Origin of the sequence: Psychrobacter sp. NG27 (assembly GCF_016106655.1) — a bacterium.
Taxonomy (GTDB): Bacteria; Pseudomonadota; Gammaproteobacteria; order Pseudomonadales; family Moraxellaceae; genus Psychrobacter.
In genome coordinates, this window is the sequence record NZ_JADGIN010000002.1 from 255427 (window position 1) to 278276 (window position 22850).

23 protein-coding genes are annotated in these 22850 nt (G+C 43.7%); 15 read left to right on the forward strand and 8 right to left on the reverse strand.

Annotation, left to right across the window (positions count from 1 at the left end; genetic code table 11):
- Positions 1-91 precede the first annotated feature (91 nt).
- Positions 92-1213, forward strand: coding sequence for an FUSC family protein (locus IP485_RS04500; RefSeq protein ID WP_198326210.1), 1122 nt, complete (start codon positions 92-94; stop codon positions 1211-1213).
- A gap of 46 nt (positions 1214-1259) precedes the next feature.
- On the opposite strand, the gene aroE is transcribed toward IP485_RS04500, so the two are convergent.
- Complete coding sequence (gene aroE / locus IP485_RS04505; protein WP_198326211.1) at positions 1260-2123, reverse strand: shikimate dehydrogenase; 864 nt, start codon at positions 2121-2123, stop codon at positions 1260-1262.
- Between the two features lie 354 nt (positions 2124-2477).
- Here aroE and IP485_RS04510 point away from each other — a divergent pair, with 354 nt between their 5' ends.
- On the forward strand, positions 2478-3149 hold the full coding sequence (locus tag IP485_RS04510) for a hypothetical protein (RefSeq protein WP_198326212.1): 672 nt from the start codon (positions 2478-2480) through the stop codon (positions 3147-3149).
- A gap of 3 nt (positions 3150-3152) precedes the next feature.
- Positions 3153-4136, forward strand: coding sequence for an aminotransferase class IV (locus IP485_RS04515; protein ID WP_320159114.1), 984 nt, complete (start codon positions 3153-3155; stop codon positions 4134-4136).
- A 5-nt stretch (positions 4137-4141) separates the two neighbouring features.
- On the opposite strand, the gene IP485_RS04520 is transcribed toward IP485_RS04515, so the two are convergent.
- Positions 4142-4972: a DNA-methyltransferase gene (locus IP485_RS04520; protein WP_198326213.1), complete on the reverse strand. Its 831-nt coding sequence runs from the start codon at positions 4970-4972 to the stop codon at positions 4142-4144.
- Positions 4973-4974: 2 nt separating this feature from the next.
- Positions 4975-5223 carry a hypothetical protein gene (locus tag IP485_RS04525; protein WP_198326214.1) on the reverse strand — a complete coding sequence of 83 codons (249 nt, stop codon included), beginning with the start codon at positions 5221-5223 and terminating at the stop codon, positions 4975-4977.
- Between the two features lie 92 nt (positions 5224-5315).
- Between IP485_RS04525 and IP485_RS04530 the strand changes: the two genes are divergently transcribed.
- Both IP485_RS04530 and IP485_RS04535 read left to right on the forward strand, forming a co-directional pair.
- Positions 5316-5528, forward strand: coding sequence for a helix-turn-helix domain-containing protein (locus tag IP485_RS04530; RefSeq protein WP_198326215.1), 213 nt, complete (start codon positions 5316-5318; stop codon positions 5526-5528).
- 11 nt (positions 5529-5539) lie between these two features.
- Positions 5540-6220, forward strand: a complete 681-nt coding sequence (locus IP485_RS04535; RefSeq protein ID WP_198326216.1) for a hypothetical protein — start codon at positions 5540-5542, stop codon at positions 6218-6220.
- On the opposite strand, the gene IP485_RS04540 is transcribed toward IP485_RS04535, so the two are convergent.
- The gene (locus IP485_RS04540) at positions 6217-7116 is read right to left on the reverse strand and encodes a DNA adenine methylase (protein ID WP_198326217.1); all 900 of its coding nucleotides are present in this window, start codon (positions 7114-7116) and stop codon (positions 6217-6219) included. The two genes, IP485_RS04535 and IP485_RS04540, sit on opposite strands and share 4 nt — an antisense overlap.
- A 152-nt stretch (positions 7117-7268) precedes the next feature.
- Between IP485_RS04540 and mltG the strand changes: the two genes are divergently transcribed.
- Positions 7269-8558 (forward strand): endolytic transglycosylase MltG, encoded by a 1290-nt coding sequence (mltG, locus tag IP485_RS04545; protein ID WP_198326218.1) that lies wholly within the window; start codon positions 7269-7271, stop codon positions 8556-8558.
- A gap of 178 nt (positions 8559-8736) precedes the next feature.
- Positions 8737-9384 (forward strand): dTMP kinase, encoded by a 648-nt coding sequence (gene tmk / locus IP485_RS04550; RefSeq protein ID WP_227686436.1) that lies wholly within the window; start codon positions 8737-8739, stop codon positions 9382-9384.
- Positions 9385-9558: 174 nt separating this feature from the next.
- On the opposite strand, the gene IP485_RS04555 is transcribed toward tmk, so the two are convergent.
- Positions 9559-11862: a cation:proton antiporter gene (locus IP485_RS04555; RefSeq protein WP_198326220.1), complete on the reverse strand. Its 2304-nt coding sequence runs from the start codon at positions 11860-11862 to the stop codon at positions 9559-9561.
- Positions 11863-12691: 829 nt separating this feature from the next.
- Here IP485_RS04555 and IP485_RS04560 point away from each other — a divergent pair.
- From IP485_RS04560 to IP485_RS04595, 8 genes are all read left to right on the forward strand, one after another.
- Positions 12692-14083, forward strand: coding sequence for a Do family serine endopeptidase (locus IP485_RS04560; protein WP_198326463.1), 1392 nt, complete (start codon positions 12692-12694; stop codon positions 14081-14083).
- A gap of 229 nt (positions 14084-14312) precedes the next feature.
- Positions 14313-15521: a hypothetical protein gene (locus IP485_RS04565; RefSeq protein ID WP_198326221.1), complete on the forward strand. Its 1209-nt coding sequence runs from the start codon at positions 14313-14315 to the stop codon at positions 15519-15521.
- 451 nt (positions 15522-15972) lie between these two features.
- Positions 15973-16878, forward strand: coding sequence for a 4-hydroxy-tetrahydrodipicolinate synthase (dapA, locus tag IP485_RS04570; protein ID WP_197174767.1), 906 nt, complete (start codon positions 15973-15975; stop codon positions 16876-16878).
- Between the two features lie 126 nt (positions 16879-17004).
- Positions 17005-17313 (forward strand): hypothetical protein, encoded by a 309-nt coding sequence (locus tag IP485_RS04575; RefSeq protein ID WP_227669454.1) that lies wholly within the window; start codon positions 17005-17007, stop codon positions 17311-17313.
- Between the two features lie 133 nt (positions 17314-17446).
- Positions 17447-18160 (forward strand): phosphoribosylaminoimidazolesuccinocarboxamide synthase, encoded by a 714-nt coding sequence (purC, locus tag IP485_RS04580; RefSeq protein ID WP_194363473.1) that lies wholly within the window; start codon positions 17447-17449, stop codon positions 18158-18160.
- A 162-nt stretch (positions 18161-18322) separates the two neighbouring features.
- Positions 18323-19237, forward strand: coding sequence for a lantibiotic ABC transporter permease (locus tag IP485_RS04585; RefSeq protein ID WP_198326222.1), 915 nt, complete (start codon positions 18323-18325; stop codon positions 19235-19237).
- 280 nt (positions 19238-19517) lie between these two features.
- Positions 19518-20150, forward strand: a complete 633-nt coding sequence (locus IP485_RS04590) for a DNA-3-methyladenine glycosylase (RefSeq protein ID WP_198326223.1) — start codon at positions 19518-19520, stop codon at positions 20148-20150.
- A 55-nt stretch (positions 20151-20205) separates the two neighbouring features.
- A complete protein-coding gene (locus IP485_RS04595) occupies positions 20206-20517 on the forward strand; it encodes an NGG1p interacting factor NIF3 (protein ID WP_198326224.1) in 312 nt (103 codons plus the stop codon).
- A 143-nt stretch (positions 20518-20660) separates the two neighbouring features.
- On the opposite strand, the gene IP485_RS04600 is transcribed toward IP485_RS04595, so the two are convergent.
- The 3 genes from IP485_RS04600 to IP485_RS04610 form a co-directional block, all read right to left on the reverse strand.
- Positions 20661-21041, reverse strand: a complete 381-nt coding sequence (locus tag IP485_RS04600) for a hypothetical protein (RefSeq protein ID WP_198326225.1) — start codon at positions 21039-21041, stop codon at positions 20661-20663.
- Between the two features lie 154 nt (positions 21042-21195).
- Positions 21196-21864 (reverse strand): hypothetical protein, encoded by a 669-nt coding sequence (locus IP485_RS04605; RefSeq protein ID WP_198326226.1) that lies wholly within the window; start codon positions 21862-21864, stop codon positions 21196-21198.
- A 780-nt stretch (positions 21865-22644) separates the two neighbouring features.
- Complete coding sequence (locus IP485_RS04610; RefSeq protein WP_194363478.1) at positions 22645-22848, reverse strand: CsbD family protein; 204 nt, start codon at positions 22846-22848, stop codon at positions 22645-22647.
- Positions 22849-22850: the final 2 nt, after the last annotated feature.

Genomic DNA, 22850 nt, shown 5'->3' on the forward strand with positions numbered 1-22850 from the left:
ATTTATCAGTGCTCTTCACTTATGTGTCATAGACGATAATAAGCATTCAAAGCGTCAAAAGAATGGACTTATCATACAAAGGAAGCCATTTATGACTGTGATAAAAAAACAGAGACGAGGGTCATGGTTATCCATGTTATTAGATCGTATGGCATTGCTTATCGGTGGTGAGCTGAATCATTTACTGACCGTCAATCGTAGCCAAAGACCATGGCATATGCCGATTATTGCGGCGATTGCTATCAGCTTCCCAGTGTTCGTGGGTGCTTACTTTGGCGACTTATCTTCTGGCATCAAAGCCTCGCTTGGGTCGATGATTATTTTGAACTTGCCATTGGTCGGTGCCCTACCTTATCGGTTAGTAACGGTCATGGCGTGGGGGTTTGCCATGATACTCAGTTTTGCACTGGGGCTTATGGCACAGCAGTTGCCGGTACTGCGACTACCTGTATTTATGCTGATTGGTTTTGGTGTGGTGATGCTGGGTCGTTACTATCGACAGCCGCCACCAGCCGGGTTGTTTGTATTGATGGCGGGTGCGATTGCGCTGTTTATCCCTGTACCGCTTGAGGATGTGGTTTCAGCGATCGGGCTTGTGTTGTTGGGTAGCGGCTCGTCGATGTTATTGGCGCTGCTCTATACGCTATTTTTACTCGCGACACGTCCTATTGTTTCTGCACCTACCTATCGCTATGAGCCAGATATGCTCAGTGATAGTTTCATTGTGGTGAGTTTTGTCAGTCTGGCACTGGTAATTGCCGTATTGTTAAAGATGCCTTATCCGTATTGGGCGGCCATGAGCTGCTTTATCATTATCCAAGGCATGCAGATGCGGACAATATGGATCAAGCAATTACATCGTCTTTTGGGCACGTTGGTTGGGATGGGCGTCGCTGGTTGGATGCTATCGTGGGGGTTGTCAGTATGGGGCGTTGCCATTGCGATACTACTTATGATGCTGTTGATTGAGTCGTTTGTCGATCGGCATTATGGCATCGCCGTGATATTTATCACGCCTTTGACGATATTTATCGCAGAATACGGCAGCACGATGCTTGCACCGCCTGTGGCTGAATTTATCATTCACGCGCGAATGATCGATACCGCACTTGGCTGTGCGATTGGTCTGGGCGGTGGGTTAGCGATACACTCCACGCGATTACGTGTACCGCTACGACGTCTAGAAAATTGGCTGCTAACACGCTTTAGCTGATAGCCAGTCGCTGCTTGTTACACTGAATGTTGCTCAATAGTCTGCGTTATTTGTTTTGACGCAATGTTTCGGTGGCTGTTGCAACATCGATTTGGTAGCCAGTCCAGCGCTCAAAGCTCAGCGCTGCCTGTCCGATAAGCATGCCGTAGCCTTCTGATGTTTGCGCGTCACGCGCAGCAAAGTGCTGTAAAAATGGTAGCGGACGTCCGTACATCATGTCATAAGCGTATTGGCAGTGTAGATTATCATCCAGCGGCAATGTGTCGCCTGATAAGCCGATAGACGTGGCATTGATAATGATATCAAATTGTCCGGTCAATTCACTGGTCGCACAAGTTTTGATACTGTGTTTACCGATAGTCTCACTCGCGGTACTCAGCTCATCTACTAAATTGGTCGCTTTGCTCTCTGTGCGATTGGCGATAGTGAGCGTACCTATACCCGATTCAATAAGCGGTAATATGACACCACGTGCTGCGCCGCCTGCGCCAATCAGTGCCACACGAGCACCAGTCAACGGCCAATCTAAGCTATTTATATGATTGATAAGCCCTTGTCCATCGGTATTGTCACCGTATAGCGCCTCTGTTAACGAAGCGCCTTGTTGTAGCATCGCTTGATTGATCGATAACGTATTGACGGCGCCTGCGGTTTTGGCATGCGCTGATAGTCCGCCGCGTGCCGCGCAGCAATCATAAGCGAATTGTTTAAATGGTACCGTCACATTCGCACCCACACCGCCACCATTAAAAAAAGCTTCCACCACTGCAATAAAACTGGCAGTATCATCAGGACAGTACTGACGTTGATAACTGATATCGATGCCAGCTTGTACCGCGAACTGCTCATGAATCTCAGGAGATTTGCTGTGGGCAATGGGGTTGCCGATAACGATAAAGTGTTGGGTCATAGGAAGTCCAGTGGCGAAAGGCGACAAGAGAGAGCAGTAAAAAACAGATACGCGGTCATCATAAGCGATAATGTGATGATTGACAAATCAAGCACGCGTCCAAGTAACCTTCTATGAAAGAGGGTTTTTGGCCAGTGATATAGTTAACAAATCTGTACTCTCTGGGCGTGTTCGGTGTAACGTAAAAGCTAGTCAAGTGCTAAGCAGTTGGGTAAACTATAAATCATAAGCCTTCTACATTAACGAGCGCTAACAACTATCAGGTTACATCCTTTATTGAATTTTTGGTTATCAGCGGCATTTTGCCAGCTTCTTAATATTTTGAGATCAACTAAAAGTGTGAGTAAACTATTCATGTGGAATCATAATCTACAAACCCTTCTATCAGCTACGATCATAGCAGTTGGTGTATCACTCAGTGGCTGTGACAGCACAAAAGAAGAGGCTCAAAACCCAGATGCAAACGCTGAGAGTAATGAGCAGGCAGTGACGAATACACCAGTGCAAGACAGTACTGCCGATAACCCTGATTTGGACGGGGCAACGGCGCAGCAAGGAACGCCTGTCAAATATGATGTCGCAGCATGGGGCACTAGTGCGGCCGCGCCACTGAACACCACTGAGCTAGACAGTATTCAGTCCGCATTTGGTAAGGTCATGAGCACCGACGAAAACAGCCTAGACTATGCCAGTAACCCTGCTGCCAAATATCGCTTCATGAAAAACGATGCACCATATTTGGATATTATTGATTCCGAAAAATATCTAGAGCTTGGCTGGTATTACGCCAATCCTACCGACTCAGACAAAGAAAAAGAGCTCAGCCAAAACCATGCCAAAAAGTCCTACCAGCTATCACGTCAGCTGATGGGTGATGACGGTGGCAAACTGGTGGCTGATATGCTCAATAGCCAAATCATCAAAAACAGAGTCGTCGGTGGACAAAAAGTCGAGCTGGCCAAATGTGAGTTTTATAGCTGTATGCTGGTCATCAATAAATCCGCCGCTCAAACAGATGACAGCTAATCAGTGACCGCCACGATACCACTGCCCAACCACTGGGTCTGTCTATATCCACAGAACGATAGGGTAACAGCCGCAGCCTCGGCAATAGTAGCCGTGTCGCCAGACAACCGTGGATTGGCCTATGCTGATGGGTTCTTTACCACCATAGGTGTCATCGATGGACAGATACTGTGGGACGATTATCACTATCAGCGCCTTGTCTCTCATGCTGATGCGCTACAGTTTGATATAGACGCTTCAGAAATAATAGCCGTATTAAAACTGTATGCCGAGCAGTTAGAGCAGGGTATGCTTAAGCTGATAGTGACTCGCGCTGCGCAAGATATCAGAGGGTATGGCTATACGCCAAGCGAGTCTGGCAGTGCTTGTGAGATATGGCTAAAGCCTTCTGTGATGCGAGTGTCTACTGCGCTGCAATTGACTTTGCCTGATGGGGAGCTGGTACCGATGCAGCCCGTGGCCGCCGCGATATGCCTGTCGTCTCAAATTGCTTGCTTGCCGCCCACGCTGGCAGGACTCAAAACCCTCAGTCGCCTAGACAATGTGCTTGCCAGTGGCGAGTTGCAACAGATTAAGGCTGAACCACTAGCGTCTGCTATCGCAAAAACCCTCAGTGAAGGACTGCTACGTGATATGAGCGGACACTGGGTGGAAGGGACGATGAGCAATGTGTTTTATCAATTAGCTGATAAGCCATTATCAGAACCTACAAAACTCTCTAACGATTATGAAAATAATGACAACTATCTAACTACGCTCACTACAGGTCAGTGGTACACACCATCTATGGCGAAATCGGGTGTCGCTGGTGTCATGCGCCAAGTCATTATCGATGCTTTATCAAGTACGGAGTGTCCAGTTGAGATCAGACCGTTAACAGATGAAGACTTGCCTCAATTAACGCAGTTATTCTTTTGCAATGCGCTGCGCGGCATCATGCCGATGAGCAGTTTGACGTTGCTGTCAGGTGAGGTTGTGAATTTTTAATCCGTTTAGTTTTTATCTTCTTTGTTTAATAAACGATAAAAATGTTGTTTGAAAAACTCTTTCCTACCAGCGCCTTGTAGATCTTCGTAGCGCGCTTGGCTAAGTTGCAAATACTCAGTTTCTTGCTCAATACCAATAAAGCGTCTTCCTAAGACGTTGCTTGCAACACCTGTCGTCGAAGATCCAGCAAAAGGGTCGAGAACCAAAGCATTTTTTTTAGTGGATGCTAAAATAATTTGGGCTAGTAACGCTAGCGGCTTTTGCGTTGGGTGCTTGCCACAAGATTTTTCCCATTTGGCAATAGCGGGTAAACGCCATACATCTTTCATCTGTTTATCATTATTGAGCCGCTTCATCAAATCATAATCGAAGTAGTGGGGTATTTTAGGGTGTTTTCTTACCCAAATAATAAACTCTGTAGAATGAGTGAAAAACCGACAGGAAAAATTGGGTGGTGGGTTGGTTTTTTCCCAAGTTATAACGTTGAGTATTTTGAAACCAAGCTGCGGTAGGATACGTCCCAAGGTAAAAATATTATGGTGCGTACCGCTGACCCACAAGGTTGCATTATCTGCCATTTTTTCACGTACAGCAGAAAGCCATTCATAGGTAAATGTATAAGCGTCATCGTCACTGACAAGCTTATCCCATTGGCCTTTATTGACTGACTGGATTTTACCGTTTTTGACTGTTAGACCGTCATTAGACAAGAAGTAGGGTGGATCAGCGAAAACCATATCTACTTTTGCATCTATCTGAGGAATGATGGACAAGCAATTACCTTGGAGCAAGCTAAAATCTAAATTGTTACTTTTAAAAAACGAATGACTTTCCATGTCTATTCCAGCATATCGGCTAAGAAGTAAAGAAGCTCAGGTAAATTAAATACTCCCTGTACAAAACCATACTGCCCGCAATCATCTGGAATAACAACAGTTTGACCGACAAACCTTTTATCTTCACTAATAATGCGAAGCATGTTTACTAACTCATCTCTCACTACTACAGAGTCTTCAGTATCTAATAGTTCATTAGGTACTGTTGAGCTGGTGCCAATGTTAATAGTCATGTTTTCGATATTTATCACAGGAAGTTCCTTATCTAACACACTCTGAAAATATTAAAAATGACACTTATTGTGTGTATTTAAAGGATACCTAACTCTTGAGAATAATGCAAATGAAAGAAACAGTTTTAATCAAGTTTGGAAAACGTATTCGTGAATTGCGAAAAGCGAGGAGTCTTAGTCAAGAGCAGTTGGCTGAGCTGACAGGCTTTCATCGTAATTATATTGGAATGATAGAGCGAGGCGAGCGTAATCCTGCATTAGTGAATATAGAAGTATTCGCTAATACATTTGAGCTCAGTTTGTCAGAGTTACTTATACTATAAGGTAGCAATATATGAAGCTAGAAGAAGTATTTTCAAAGTTACCAGCACTTTATAACAAGAAATTTGGAGACTTGAAGTTACAAGAAGATATTTCAGGTTTTACAATAAACAAAGGGAACACTGGGCAGTTTCTGCAACAGTTACTTGGTATGCCGAATAACAGCAATCTAACGGACTTTAGCGATGGAGAATTAAAAACAAACAAGTCACACCCTAATGGTATGCCGCGTGAAACTATGTTTATCACTCAAATATCAAAAGATTTTGATAGCTTATTTTATGAGAACTTAGAAGCTAACAGGTTACTAGATAAAATTGATAACCTTCTTTATTTACCTGTAGTAAAGCCTGATGGTAGTTCTCCTGAAGAATGGTATTTCTTACCAGCACATCATGTAGACTCTGAACAAAATCGAGCACTAAAAGAAATGTACTTGCAGGATTTCCTTAGTATCAAACAGCAGATATTAGATCATCTTGACAGCTCAGATGATGGGTACATCCATACCTCGAATGGAAAGTACATTCAAATTAGAAGTAAAGACGCTAAAAGGAAGGATGGTAGCTATAACCCTATATATTCAAAAGTCTTAAATAGATATGTCTCTAATAAAAACCATGCATTTTACTTTAAAACTGATTTCATGAAAGCAATTCAAAACGGGGAAATTCCAAGTAATATCATTCTCTAGTAATTCCTAATTAGTAACTCGTTGATCTGACCACGTTTTGAACCTTTTGAGTTAATACTTCGACTAGCTTTGACTCTCTCTATTTTGTAGTCTGAATATAGAGTGTCAAAGAACTTATTTTCAGCATCGAGATTGGTTGTATCAGAATTACTAAGCAGCCACTGATAGCCTTTTTTGTCTATCAAATCACAAAAAGATTTTAATTTTTCCTGATCTTCATCATTAAAGCTATCTTTAGAGTAAGAAGTGAAACTAGAAGACTCGCTTATAGGTTTATAAGGTGGGTCAAAATAAAATAGAGCAGGCAAACTACTTTTGTTTGATTGTTCTAAATGAGTGAGTGTGTCCTCATAACTTTGATTGTATATCTCTACCCTGCTCAGCACTTCTGAGGCCTTCAAGATAGCGTCTTCAAATATAAAATTAGGTTTCTTATAGCTACCGATAGGGACGTTGAACTTGTTCTTACTGTTTACTCGATACAAGCCATTGAACCCTGCACGATTCAAAAAGATAAATAGACCAGCATGCTTGATATCATCAGCTTCTCGCGTGTTAAATTCGTCACGTTTGGCATAATAATAAGGCTGCTTAGCTTCCTTATCTTCAAGTTGGTCATATTCTGATTGAAGTAATCTTAGATATGCTAACAATTCATGAGGATAGGACTTTATAACTTTATAAAGATTAACGAGATCAGTGTTTATGTCGTTTAAGATAACGGCAGTAGGAGGGTGCTCACTATCTAAAAGATGTAATGCGAATGCAGCGCTACCACTAAAAGGCTCGACATAAATATATGGCATACCATTTTTCACATATTCAGGTAAACGCTGAGTGATCTCTGGTATTAATTGGCTTTTACCGCCCACCCACTTTATAAATGGTTTTGCCATTCCTAATAACCTTCTTTACATGGATTTTATTGCAGAATTTGAGCGCAAAATTATAGCATTTTTCACTCATCAATTCACAAGCTAAGCAAATACCATTGAAAATCGCACGGTTCAGTGCTAAATTCTAGCAAACATCTGCCTCGCGAGTTGCCATGAGCACACCTACACCCAATACACCACCTGAACGTCCCAATGAGTCGCCGTCAAATACCCAAGATGGCACAGTTGAGGAGCGTGTCGACACCACATTGCCAGACACGCAGCCAGTGGTAGATGAGGTGGAAGAAACATCAGTAACGCCAGCGACCAATGTCTCACTCATCAGTGGTGAAAACAAGCCTCGTCGTTATAGAGTGAACAACCCTTCGTTTTTTATGCAGCGCGGCTATCAAGTGTTACTCGTGCTGGGGCTTATTGCTGCGTTTTTATTAGTGATGGTCTATCAGACATTGTTTGGGCGTATTGAACAACCCAAGCAAATGGTCACTATCGAAAAAGGGCAGACCTACTATGGTCTATTGCCGCAGTGGCAGCAGCAAATCCCGCTGTTTTCAGCAAGTGTGGCTAAGCTGTATATTAAATCACAAATGGATGGGTCTTTGCATGCAGGGACATATCAACTACCAGAAAACCCTACCATCACAGAAGCGCTACAGATACTAGGGCAAGGTGCCAAAGCTGCCGTCATAAAGGTACAGATTATCGAAGGTAAAACCTCTAAAGATTTGTATCAAGTGCTGCGCGATAATGACAAGATCAAAAAAGAAGTGCTGACCGCAGATAGCGACAATGCCAGTATTGCTAGCGCATTGGAGTTGGTGGGTATATTGCCAGACAGCGTGACGAACAGTGGCGACCCTATCGTCAATTATAATCTCGAAGGCTGGTTTGCTCCTGATACTTATTACTATAGTGAAGGCACTACGGATAAAAAAGTGCTCATTGACCTATACAAGCGCCAGCAACAAGCACTGACCGATGCATGGGAAAATCGTGCGCCAAACCTACCTTATAAGACGCCTTACGAAGCACTGGTCATGGCCTCTATTATCGAAAAAGAAACCAGCGTATCAGATGAGCGTCCTATCGTTTCTGCGGTGTTTAGAAATCGTTTGGATAAAGGGATGCGTATGCAGACTGATCCGACTATTATCTATGGTATGGGCAGTCGTTATGATGGCAATATTCGCCGTAGAGATATCGATGAAAAAACCTCTTATAACACGTATCAAATCGATGGTTTACCGCCTACGCCAATTGCTCTACCGTCTGCGGCCTCTATCGAAGCGACGCTACATCCTGCCGATAGCGACGCGCTTTATTTTGTGGCAACCGGTAACGGCGGGCATAAATTTACCAACAGCTTGGCTGAGCACAATCAAGCGGTCAAAGACTATTTGAGCGTCATGCGTGAGAAAAAATCTCAAGCAGCAGCGCAGTAACTGTCTATAAAAGCAGCACCTCTACTTTTTCTTAAAAAACCTATCGTTTATTGAGCGCTATAACCTAATTGCTATAATCTCACTATGGCGCTCATCGATGACATAAGGTCATATCATGTCAGTACCCGTGCACACCAACGTATCATCTTCGAATCCAGAACAATCAAATACCTCTCCTATGATTAGCACGCCCAATACAGGGCGTTTTATCAGCTTTGAGGGCACAGAAGGCGTGGGGAAAACCACTGCGATTGAGCAGCTGTGCTTGCGACTAGAGGGCAGTGGTATTCCCTATATTCGTACGCGTGAGCCAGGTGGCAGTCCGTTTGCGGAGCGTTTGCGTGCTATATTATTAGACCCTGCAACGGATATCGAAGATGATACCGAGCTTTTGCTGCTGTTTGCCGCGCGCTGTGATCATATGCAGCAAGTGATTCTACCCGCGCTACAGCAGGGTACATGGGTGATATGTGACAGATTCACGGACTCAACGATCGCCTATCAAGGATTCGGACGTGCACATGGTGATGTCGCCGCCCGAGCTAAGATTGACACGCTTATTAATCAGTTCGTACCGCAGTTGCCTGAGTTGACTTTATGGTTAGATTTACCGATATCAGAAGGCATGGCACGTGCCAATAAGCGTGGTACCGCCGATCGTTTTGAGCAGCAAGCGATTGAGTTTTTTACGTGGGTGCATACCGGTTTTAGTACGCTTGCCGCCCAGTACCCTGAGCGTATACAACGTATCGACGCCTCTGGCAGTGCCGATGAGGTCAGTGCGCGTATATGGCAAGTGGTACAAGATAAGTTAGATATTAAATAGTCTGTTTGCTCAGAGCGCTCATCCACTCACTGATGACACGTGTGCTTGGCGCGTTATAGATGACAATAACAAAAATAAAAAGCCCCAACATCGTGTTGGGGCTTTTTTATGAGCGATTAAGATAGTAGCAGCTACTTCATAAAATTGAGGTATTTTGCAACTGCTCCGACTGTATTAGCTATCTTGCTTCGTATCCTTAGCGATATCAGTGGTATCACTGTCAGGACTTTTATTAACAGCAGTATCCTGTCCAGAATCTGGCAAACGATTGGGGTCAAGCGCGCCCTTTTTGGTTTTAGGCGCACTGCCATTACCGTTTGTATGGCTGCTAGTAGAGGCTTGAGTCTTTGACACTGCTGTTGCGTTTGCAGACATCACGCCTTTATTGTTTGAGCTGGTTGTTGCTGTCTGTGATTCTGATACGACCGTTTTTGTAGCAAGTGCATCAGATGAAGCAGTAGATTCCTTACTGTTACTTTGGTTCTCTAACGACTTATTACTCGCCGCTGGATTGCTCGTATCTTGCTCTACAGTTTTATCACTCGTTTTATCAATGTCTGTAGAGTTCTCTGATGCGTCACTAGCATCATCCAGTTCTTTTTCTTTACGTTTGTCAGGGGCTTTTGAGCTGGATTCAAAGTTAGCATCTGCGGCGATACGTGCTTGCTCTTGCTTAGAAGTCACGTCGACTGGCTTTGGTTGCACCTCATCTTCTACGACCAATGAGATAAGTTTGCGATCACGGGGTACAGTGCCATCGAATTGGTCGGTGATGACATGTAGCTTGCCTTCTTTATCTATTGTATAAAGCGGTACAAACTGTTTGTTGTCCGCTTTGTACTGCTCAAAGCTATAGCTGTCCGTGATATTAGTGATTTTGATACGTGCTTTTTTGGACAGCATGCTGGCAAGCTTGGTGTAAGTAGCGTCTTTGCCAAACAACCACTGCGAATGAAAGTTTGATTGCTTGTCCTCGCGCTCACTTCTGACCTTTTCATCACTGAATTTGAGACGATATAGTTTACGCTCGCCAAACTCATGACGATAATGAATCTCGGATAAGGTGTTCATCTCCTTGTCCATACTCATGGCAAACAGACGACCGATACCGATGAGATCAAGGTGATGATCTGCATGATCCGAGATAGGGTTGCCAAAATAAGTACGCAGACCACTCATGCGTGCGCGAGCAATATTGGTATAGTTATTGTGTGCGACGATAACATCGAAGCCTTGATCTTTAAGCGACGTCGCGATGAGTAGGGCGATGGGGTTTGAGCCAACGATTAGAATACCATTGGTTTCAGGCTCACGAACACCCAGCAAGTTACCGACTATTTTTGCACCCAGACCCTGAATCATAACCGTACCGATGATGACCATAAATACGAGAGGCACAAGTAGCTCAACGCCTTGAATATCATACTCTTGCAGACGAATCGCAAACAGTGACGAGATTGCAGCAGCTACGATACCACGTGGCCCAATCCAGCTGATCATGAGTTTTTCGTTGGTCTTTAGGTTTGAGCCGATAGCGGATGCCCAGACCGATAGTGGACGCGCCACAAACATCACGATAGCGAGTAGCACCAAGCCTGCAAAACCCACACTCATTAAGCTTGCCAGCTCCACACGTGCCGCAAGAATAATAAAGAGGACGGAGATGAGTAGAACGGTTAATGATTCATTGAATTCTAAAATGGTCTCGCGCGGGAATTTTGGCCAGTTTGCCAAGGCCACACCCAGTACGGTGACCGTTAGTAGCCCAGATTCGTGCTCTAAATGGTTCGAGACCGAAAACAGTACCAAGACAAAGGCAAGCGTAAACACATTGCGCAAAAACTCAGGCACCATATGACGACGCATGAGGAACGCGAGCGCCCAAGCACCTGCCATTCCCATGGCTGTTGCCAATACGACGATTTTGGCAAACAGTAAGATACTGCTGGCTTCGCCGCCAGAGATAATGTACTCATACACTAATACCACGGCGATCGCGCCGATTGGATCAATGATGATACCTTCCCATTTTAGGATGTTGGAGATGGTTTTATTGGGTCGTACACTCCGCAGCAGCGGCATAATCACCGTTGGGCCAGTGACGCAGACCAGTGCCCCGAACAGCAGGGCAATCAGTGGATCGACATCAAACAATAAATAAGTCGATAACGCTACGATAGCGATCGTGATAAGCACGCCGACGGACACCAACATTTGCACGACGGTACCGTGTTGCTTGATTTCGTCAAACTCTAGGGTGAGCGAGCCTTCAAACAGAATAATCGCCACGCCCAAAGAGATAAAGGGGAACATCAGCTCACCCAATACCAAATCAGGGTCAAATACCCCCAGTACTGGTCCTATGACGATACCAATTAGTAATAAAAACAAAATGGATGGTTGCTTCAAATACCAAGCCAACCATTGGGCGGCAATGCCGATCCCAACCACGCCGGATAGCAGTAGGGCGGTATCCATAAATTAATCCTTTTATAATCTTGTCATATGTTATATCTAGCAATAGAACCTGTAAAATGGTCATTTATAGTCAAACCAACTATAAAACAGTGCACTCATTATGAAGGAGCGATCAGATTCATTTGGCGTAACGTTTCATAACTATATAGGCGCTCGATATAGGTGCTCAATGGTAATGACGCTCTTTATTATATAATCAGCGATAGTTTTCAATCATGAGCTGTTATTGAGAGCATTTGTCCATGACCTATGAGACGACCGACTATTATGAAATACAATATTCGCCAGATATGATATATGGTATAAAGTAGCAAAGACAAAAGCACCGCTAGATAAATAGCGCGGCTCTAAAAATACAAAAGAGAGAAAATAAAGCCGGTGACAATCAGTTAGATAAACGCATGACCAACCGCATCATTAGATAGCTGATTTTTGTTTATTCAATCAATGGTGTTGCTTGTCATCATAGCACGGTTTTATTTCATCCCTATGTAGACAGCGCTGGCCACGATACCATCTTGTCGCCATAAAGTTATACAAAGTCAGTATGAAATCGCTTTGCCTTGGGTTATTCTGCATGATGGAGAGCAGTTCGAGATAACGTTTTTATTCATCATACAGTAGCGGCGTTTGTCATGCACGCTGCAAGCGATGACTGTCAGTAAGTAGCAATCAGTAAGCCAGTAAGTAGCAATCAGAATGCCTATCGCTATCAATAGAGCTGTGGCTATCACCCATAACAATGATGACTCATAAGGAAGACGAGATGCCTATCAATACGCCTAACAGACAGAGTGCTGTCGGAATACAGCACTGGCTACAACGCAGTATGCTGGCACTTACTGTCAGTACTGCGATGATTGCTGGTATCAATGTCACGACAATAAACAGTGCGCAGGCAGCAGTAACCACAGCTGACTTCTCTGGTCTGGTTCAACAGGTCACGCCCGCCGTTGCTCGCGTGAACGTCACTAAAACTGTGAGTGAGGCTGAGCTTGCCAAAGCGCAAACGGCAGAGTTGTTAAGACAGTTTTTTGGAGATCGTGTACGTATCCCTGATCGAGCGGCCACCCCAGCGATTGAGCATGCTTATGGGACGGCTTTTTTTGTCACAACGGATGGTTATATGCTGACCAATCATCATGTGATCGAAGGCGCTGACAAAATAACCGTCACCCTCAATGACAGAACAGAGCTTGATGCGACGTTGGTCGGGAGCGATGAGCGCTCAGATGTGGCTGTATTGAAGGTTGAAGGTAAACAGTTCCCGGCATTACCAATTGGGGACTCGAATGTCTTAAAAGTAGGGGAGCCAGTCTTAGCGATTGGTTCACCTTTTGGTTTTGACTACTCAGCATCCGCCGGTATCGTGAGTGCAAAATCTCGTAGCTTCTCGCGCGAGACCAGTGTGCCCTTTATTCAGACGGATGTGGCACTGAATCCTGGCAACTCAGGTGGTCCCTTATTCAATCAGCGCGGTGAGGTGATTGGTATTAATTCGCGTATCTTTAGTGGAACTGGCGGATACATGGGATTGTCATTTTCTATTCCAATCGATGCGGCTATGGACATCTATGAGCAGCTCAAGACCAATGGTGAAGTGACCCGTGCCTATATGGGTATTTATCCACAAGATATCGATCGTAATCTGGCCGAGGCATATCAGTTAGATAAACCTCAAGGTGCTCTACTCACTCGTGTCTCGCCAGATTCGCCAGCCCAAAAGTCAGGATTGAAGCCTGGCGATATTATCTTGCAATACAATGATGTGCAAATCATGCAAGCCGCTGATCTATTAAATCTACTGAACCGCGCTCGTCCAAATGATGCCTTTCGAGCCTATATTCAGCGCAATGGTAAAAAAATGACAGTCAGTGGTAAGCTCACCTATGCCCCTGATGACGTCCGAGCACAAAGTGGCGATCAGCAGAGTAATGATGTGCAGCTCGGGTTACGTTTGCGTGATTTGACACCAGATGAGCAAGCAGAGATTGCTGTCGATAATAAGACAGGTATTTTGGTGACAATGGTCGATCCAACTGGATTGGCAGCACGCTCAGGCATTTTGGCTGGAGACGTGATTACCAATTTTCACCAAAAACCTATTAAACAAGTCACGGATTTTTCAGGCGCAATCTCATCACTGCCCCAAAAAGGCGTGGTCACCATCGAAATCATCCGCCAAGGCATCCCTGCGATTATTGGCCTGCGCATTGAATAGCGACACTGGTGAGTACACCATTTAGCAGCAATCATGACAGCAGCTATTAACAATTGTACTTGTCTATCGTAGAGCTCGACCTCTATAATGTTTGATTTTTTATAAAATGGCTGAGAATGTCCCTTACATAATGGCTCATTATTTGGGTGAGGTATTGCACATTCAACACGCTCTCATGTGCAATGAGTCTCTAGATAGGCTCATTGCACTATGCAACAGCTAGGTAATTATGACTGACCCCGCACTTCACACGCTCATTGTTTACACGTCAGCAGCATTGCTAGCGTATACCGTACTGTGGTCAGGGCTACAAACGTTCAATGCCAATCCGACCAACCGTTTCATGCGTATTTGGCTCAAGTTGGCATTGTATTATGCCGCCTATACCATGCCTTTTTGGGCGGTGTTATTAATGATGGTCTGGTCGCAAGACTCAGTGTCGGTATCAGTGTTAGGACAGATGCCATTATCGCTACTGCTGGTAGCCCTCTCACTGATGGGTCTGTACTTTTACACCGTGGTGATACAGCCCAATCGCTTACGGTTAAAGCATCATGCCATCGATTTGGATTTGTCGACCTCCCTTAAGGTAGCGGTATTGTCAGACTTACGCATCGGCATATATGGTGGCAAGCCGCGCCATATTCGTAAGCTTGTGACGACTATCAATGCCATATCGGCAGATGCGGTGTTGATTACTGGTGACTGGTTGTATTACCCAAGTGCCGATCTGGTAGGGCAGCTCATGCTGTTTAAAGGGGTGAATAAACCTGTTTATACCGTGATGAGTACTTCTGATTTAAACTATCAGTCTATAAATACGACCAAGCAAGGTCAGCCATTATTAGAAGATACCTTGGCCAGTACGTTTGATGTGTTAGATATCAACTATATTGGTCAGCAATGTACCTCATTGCCGCTTACGTCTGCTGGATCTGCCCATAAAAAATCAGCGGTGAATACACCTGTTAAATCAGATGACAAAGGTATCATCGAGCAGGGCAATCTAAATAGAGCGATGGTCGCGATACTGTGCGGTTGGCAAGATTTTCCGGATACCAATCAGGATAGTGAAGCGGCAAGCACGACTGACAAAGCCACGCTCGGTGCCGAAATTGCCAATGCGACCAATCCTGTCATTATCTTGGGCTCACGATTTGATAGTGTTAGCGATTTGCCAAAAGCTTTACAGCCACGTCCATTGTTGATTACGGGTGCTGCCAAAGCCATCCAAAAAAATATATGGCTGGCACATAAGCAAAAAGACATCCAGCGTAGTCATGAGCAATCGACCTTACTAAATAACAGTCGCATGGGTAAACCGCACGGTTTATATCAGCATGCCAGTGCACAAATATTTGTCAGCAGTGGCATTGGTACACGTGGTTTGCCGTTTCGTCTGTATCGCCCCACGATCGACGTGTTGACGATTCGTTAATCATATTCAAAAGTCTCATCAGAGATTGTGTATGATGCGACGTTGATACCCATGCATAAGTCCATTTAGCTATAAGGGTTTGGTCGAATATTTGTGGCTCTTGGTATACAGATCACTGTATGTTTTTTGCATGCAATTTATCTATTGCGCATCAATTGATTGATAGCGGTCAAACCAAAATATGCTACACTAACAGGCGTTTTTATGATTATGTTTTGGCCATCTGAGAGATATTAGCAGTCATCTATATAGACAATGCCGATATTGACGTGGATACGAAGTATCTTTGTCACTATTATAAATAGATATAAGTAAATAAAGACGTAGCATCATCATCAGGCAAGATATGACCATGACCGTTTATCAATGCATAAGCGACTGTTGGCACTTGCATACGACCTATCATGTGACAGCTTTGATAAAAGCTAGGATAATATAGTAAGGCACGGCTATGAGCACAGCATACGACGAGATCAAAACCCGATTACAAGGTTCAATGGTAGCCTTGGTAACGCCCATGCACCCTGACGGTAAGGTTGATTATAAACGTCTGGCAGATCTCATAGACTGGCAGATTGAGCAAGGCACCCATTCCCTTGTCGCTGTCGGTACTACCGGTGAGTCTGCAACCCTATCTATGCAAGAGCACAGCGATGTCATTCGCTACTTTGTGCAGCATGTCAAAGGTCGTGTACCAGTCATCGCAGGTACGGGTGCTAATAATACGATGGAAGCCATCAAGCTGACTCAAGATGCAGCAGACGCTGGTGCAGATTGTGCATTATTGGTTGCCCCTTATTATAACAAACCGCCTCAAGAAGGCCTGTATCAACACTATAAAGCCATTGCCCAAGCTGTGAACATTCCGCAGATGCTCTATAACGTGCCAGGACGTACAGTCGTTGATATCGCTCAAGAAACAGTAGAACGTTTGGCTGATATCGATAATATTGTGGCGATTAAAGATGCGACAGGCTCTGTCAGCCGCGGCGAACAATTGATCAAAGTCGTAGGCGATAGAATCGTCATCCTATCTGGTGATGACGGCACCGCACTTGAATTAATGAAAGTAGGCGGCAAAGGCAATATTTCAGTCACGGCCAACGTAGCACCCAAAGCCATGAGCGAGACTTTTTCCGCAGGCTTACGCGGGGATTTTGATACTGCAGATAGAATCAATGACGTGGTCAAGCATCTGCATCGCGATCTGTTCATCGAATCAAGCCCTATCCCAGCCAAGTACGCATTGCATAAAATGGGCATTATCGATAAAGGTATCCGTCTGCCACTCGTCTGGCTCGCGGAGCAGCATCATGCGACTATTGATGAAGCGTTGATCCGAGCAAATATACTATAAACTGATACTCAGCGATTTTAGACTTGCTACAAGCTCGATGGTTGATATTCAAGCCAGCAGCAAGTTAACTTATCATGATAAGTCAATCGCCCAAATGAGCCATCACTGCTAATTCAGAGAGACACTATGATGAAAACATCATCAACAACGGCAAAGATATTTCCTGCAATGCTGACCTTAGTTTTGGGTAGTACTTTAGTCTTGAGCGGTTGCCAAAGCACCAAAAACTTGCTTGGTAAGCGTGATAACGGCAGTCTTGATTATCAGCAAAGCAAAAAGCTTGCGCCGATAGAGTTGCCTGCAGCTCAAGAAACAGCGCCATTTGTCCCTTTATACTCAACACCCAATGCTGGGGCAAATACCCTCACGCTACAGAACGAATCAGGCAACCAGTACCAATTGCCAAAGCCTCAGCGTGCTGTGAGCAATCAGTAACCCTTCAAATTAAATTTATCCATACCACTGACGTAATCATTATTTATGACAATCAGATTGATAGCATCAAATAAAAGTCAGTGGTAGCTGCGCGTTTTTACCACATAAGCTTGAACGAACAGGAACCCCTATAATGCAAAAGCAACAAATGCTGTATAAAGGTAAAGCCAAATCTGTATATGAAACAGAAGACAACGATCTTCTGATTCTACATTTCCGTGACGATACCTCAGCGCTTGATGGCAAACGTATCGAACAATTGGCACGTAAAGGCGTGGTCAATAACCGCTTCAATGCGTTTATCATGCAAAAACTGTCTGATGCGGGCATCGAAACGCATTTCGAAAAGCAATTATCTGATGATGAAGTATTGGTCAAGCGTTTGGATATGATTCCTGTTGAGTGCGTGGTCCGTAACTTTGCTGCTGGTAGTTTGGTACGTCGTTTGGGCTTAGAAGAAGGCCAAGAATTGACGTCTCCTACCTATGAGCTATTTTATAAAGATGATGCTCTCGGTGATCCGATGGTGAATGAGTCTTTATCAATCTCGCTTGGCTGGGCAACCAAAGAGCAATTGGCTAAGATGGAAGAGCTTACCTATCAAGTTAATGATGTACTAAAAGCATTGTTTGATGAGGGTGATCTAATCCTAGTTGACTTTAAACTTGAGTTTGGTGTGTTCCATGACCGCATCGTGTTAGGTGATGAGTTCTCACCAGATGGCTGCCGTATCTGGGATAAGAATACTAAGAAAAAGCTGGACAAAGACCGTTTCCGTCAGTCATTAGGTGATGTGATCGAAGCTTATGAAGAAGTCGCTGACCGTATTGGTGTGCCACTGAGCTAAGCAGTCAATGTTTAGCGTAAAGCAAAAAAACTGAGCCATGTGCTCAGTTTTTTTATGGCGTCATATTAGTTTGGGTTTCCTAGTAGGAATTATTTGCATAACAGATGGTAAAAAAGAAAAGTAATACCCGCTTTTTTACAAATATTTTTATTAGGAAAGGTCATGCTTCTTCGTTTTATTGCACGTCATAGCACATTAATTATGCCAGCTTGTGCCATTGTGGGCTTTGTTTTTCCAAACTTGTCCAACGCAGTATTGGTATATTTACCCCAAATACTGTTCTTCTTGATGTTTTTTACGTTATTAGGTATCGATCAGTATGCGCTGTTAAAACGTATAGCGACAAGCTATGTGTGGGTTTTTGCCTTGTTGCAAAGCGGGGGTATGAGTCTGGTTTTAATACTAATTGCTTATGCGCTCGGTGTGCGTGGCGATTGGCTATTGGCGATTGCAGGTCTTGGTGCCACTGCCCCATTGTTTGGCAGTGGTGCATTGGTCAATGCAGTGGGGTTTGACGCACAACTGGCGACGGCAAAAACTATCGCGGCCACACTAATCATGCCCTGTACATTATTGTGCGTATTGTGGCTATTAGGCGATAAAAATGCGCATGTAGACATTGGCACTTATATCAATCGCTTATTGGTTTATATTGCTATGCCAATGGTGCTAGCTTTAGGGGTGCGTCGATTCGTTTCACCTACTATTTTGTCACGTTATTATCCTAAAATTGGACAGTTTAATATTTTACTGTTGATGTTGTTTCCACTGGGACTAATGGCAGGATTTCGTACTACCTTTGACCATAATCCGTGGCAAGCCTTGCTATTACTGGTGCTAAGTTCGGTATTGGCATTGGTGTTTTATTTTACCGCTTATATCATATATCGGCGTTTTGGCTATGAAAATGCCATTGTCGCTGCGTTGGTGTGTGGTGGCCGCAATGTACTACTTGCTTACACCATAACGGCACCCTTTATGGGTGCAGTGTTTTTACCATTACTGGGTGCTTTTCAATTACCAGCATTTTGCTTACCCTTACTGGGCAAATATATGGCAAAACGGCATACAACATAAAACTCTACCTATGGATCTAAAGTCAGGTTGCGATTCTTATCCATCTACTAATAATGCTTAGTGATAAAATCCTCTCTAGCCATAACTATTGATGTTCACTACACGCTGTGAACATCATACCTTTAGGCACAATTTTTTAGCTCAACTCGTATAAAAAATCAAACATAGTGCCAACATTGTCTTCAATACCTTGCCTTACTTTTATGCTAATTTATTGATACTAGTTTATTAAAATCTGGTCATATCAGTCAGATGGTAAAAATAAGAAAAGGTTTTGCTAATGTCTACTGCCTCATCAACTGTTTTAGACCCTAGTTGGTTTACTCGTCCTACCTGTGTGGTCGCGGCCGACTTGGTGGGCAAGGTCTTATGTCGAAAGCTGACCGACAGCGACGGATCAGAAAAAGTTTTACGCATGCGTATCTCTGAGACCGAAGCTTACATTGGTCAAGACGATCCAGCCTGTCATTCGCATGCAGGGTCACGAACGGCACGCACAGAGATTATGTACGAGCAAGGTGGTGTGTTCTACATCTATCTGACCTACGGTGTGCATCATATGTTAAATCTCATCAGTGGCCATTCAGAGTCTCCTGAGTCGGTATTGATTCGCGCTGGGTTTTTGACGGATGATAGTGATCGCTTGATTGAAGAAAAGCAGCTCATCTCAAATCAGCAGCTCACGCATCCTAAGCAATTTGCAGGTCCTGGGAAGCTGACAAAGCATTTGCAAATTGACCGTGATTTATATGGTAAGCCTATCACGCCAGCCTCAAACGTTTGGGTCGAAGATGATGGTTGCCAGCCACCCGTGTCGCTGCGTCCACGTATTGGTATTGATTATGCAGGCGATGCCAAAGACTGGCTATTACGCTATATATGGACCGATCATCCTTCTTTATCCAAGAAGTAGCAGTTTGATTGTTTTTTAAACCTATTCTATGAGGCAAGTTTTATGAGGCAAGTCCATGTATAAGCTCATTGTTTTTATTCCTGATGAGGCATTAGACAAAGTGAAGTCTGCTTTATTTACAGCTGGTGCTGGCAGCATTGGCGATTACGAGCAGTGTTGTTGGCAAGTTCAAGGGGTAGGGCAGTTTATGCCATTGGCAGGCAGTAACCCCCACATAGGCAAGCATGACAGTCTAGAAACTGTCAATGAATGGCGGGTTGAGATGGTCGTCGATGCCGCGTTTATTACTGCGGCTATCGCCGCGTTAAAAGCAGCGCACCCGTATGAGACACCAGCATATGATGTCATCGAGGTGCTGGATTTTTGAGTTGATAAAGCTAAAACATCAGCTGACAACATAAAAAACTGGTTATAAAAAGGCCCAACAAGCCATTAAACAACCTGTTGGGCTTTAAAGATTACGATGCCTTAACTACAAACTAAAAGAGATCATAAGTATTTAGAACGTCACTAATCTTTTTTGATCTTGATCACATTGTAGCTTGGATAGCCAAGCTCGATTTTATAATCATCGCGACCACGCTCAGCTTCGACCTTGATTTTGCGATCGCCTTTTTTATATTTCACGTCTTTGACACGGTATCCCATGCTACTAACTTTATTAGCAGCTCGACGCTCGATGGTAGCTGAGTAGACATTTTTATCCGCTTTCTTATGCTTGTCTTTGTGTTTTTTATGCTCTTTATCATCTTTGTGGACATCTCCATAGATGTCGTCATAGACGTTATAGCCGCTAGGTGTGGTAACACAGCCAGTCGTTACCGCCAATACGGCTGCGACAATACTGCCAGATACGACAGTTTTTAGCGTTGAAGCTGATAAAGTTTTCATAAAGATTTCCTCATAATATATGCACTGCCGCTAATCAGGGATTGAGCATTGCAAAGTAATTGGCTAAAGACATAAATAGATAAGCTCAACGAAGCACTATGGCCTCAAAGCACGGACTTGCAACATTGCTCTGATCAAAGAAGCTTTAAAGTAATCAGTCTTTTTGAACTCTGATAACGTCTAGATTTGGATAGCTCAGCAATATCTCATATTTTTGTGAACCGCGTTTTGCCTCAATCTCAAAAACACCGCGCTTATTTTTTTCTTCAAGGTCGATACTGTCGACACGATAGCCCATAGACCTTACTTTGCTGACAGCGCGGCGCTGAATCGCTGGGTAACGTGACTCTCTTTTGATACTGTCTTCTACATCGTCTTTTTTATAGCGCTTGTCATTCTTGTATTTGCCATTACCTTTATACTTATCATTCTTATCACGGTCATTATCTTGTTGATACTTTTTATCTTCCCAGTTATTCGACCATGCTCTTTTATTTGAGCTGATGAGTCTGAGAGCAGGGTAGGTATATTTGAGCTCATAAGCTTGGTTGTTCTTTTTGGCAAAGGCAGTGATGGCTCGATCGCCACGATAACTGTCAGATCTAATATCCATAACCTGATAGCCTTTACGGCGTAAGTCCTGACGTAACTGCTGGCTGACACGGTTAAAGCTATCGTTTTGGCGATTGTTATCACTGCGATACACAGACTGATTGTCATAGCCTGGCCCTACTACCGTACAACCGACAGTAGTACCCAATAATGCAATAACAAGACCAGCAGACACAGTCGTCTTAAATGAGAATGGCTTTAGAGTTTTCATAATGCAATATCCTGTGAGGTTTTCAGAGTGCATGCGATAGGTGCAGTAGTATCACTCGCCGCATGATAGGTTGTAGATTGTCTTGATATAGCAATATTTTGATAAGTCTCTATTGTTAATAATGTCAGAGATTATCTTCTCTGAAATATTTTCTTACATTATCCATAGTAAGACACAAAGCTTTATATTAAGTGTCTTTTACGTTAACAAGTTGTAATCATTGAGATAATTAAAACCGTGTAAGCATATGCTTACACACAATGACGTTTACGCGACTTAACATGGCAGTGATAGTTTGGCATTATAGTCACACGGCATTAGGGAATGTGACTCAAGGATTGAGTTAACCGCATTAAGGATGATGTTTCAATTACCAGAATCAGGATGACGATGGTAGCTGGAATACGGACACATAACTTGTGCTGATAGCAGCAGTTAATACTGAACGCTGTAGTGTAGTAAAAGGGCAGGATGCCCAGTATCACAACATACTGAATATTTATGCAAGGATGCATAGAAAGCAGTCGTGATAGGTAACATGGATAGTTAACAATAAAACCGCATAACAATTCATTGCTATGCGGTTTTATCGTGTCTGGGTGATGCTAATTTGCATATCCGATCATACCAATATCAAATTTATTGCTCAGTTGAATGTGTGACGTTATTAACCGCCCATAAAAAAACCACATAATATCCTATGTGGTTTTTTGCTTTGTACGTTAAACTTATTGTTTCAAACTTGACCTCTTAAAAGCACTATCCTATAAGAAAGCCTACTTAGTACTTGTTTTCTCGACGCCAGTCATCGACTTCACGTTCAGCATCATCCTTACTGTGGCCATAGCGCTCTTGGACTTTGCCGACTAGCTTGTCACGACTGCCTTCAACGTGTAGCAAATCATCGTCCGTTAGATCAGCCCATTTCTGCTTTACTGACCCTTTAACTTGGTTCCATTCACCTTTTAGCGTATGTTCGTTCATTT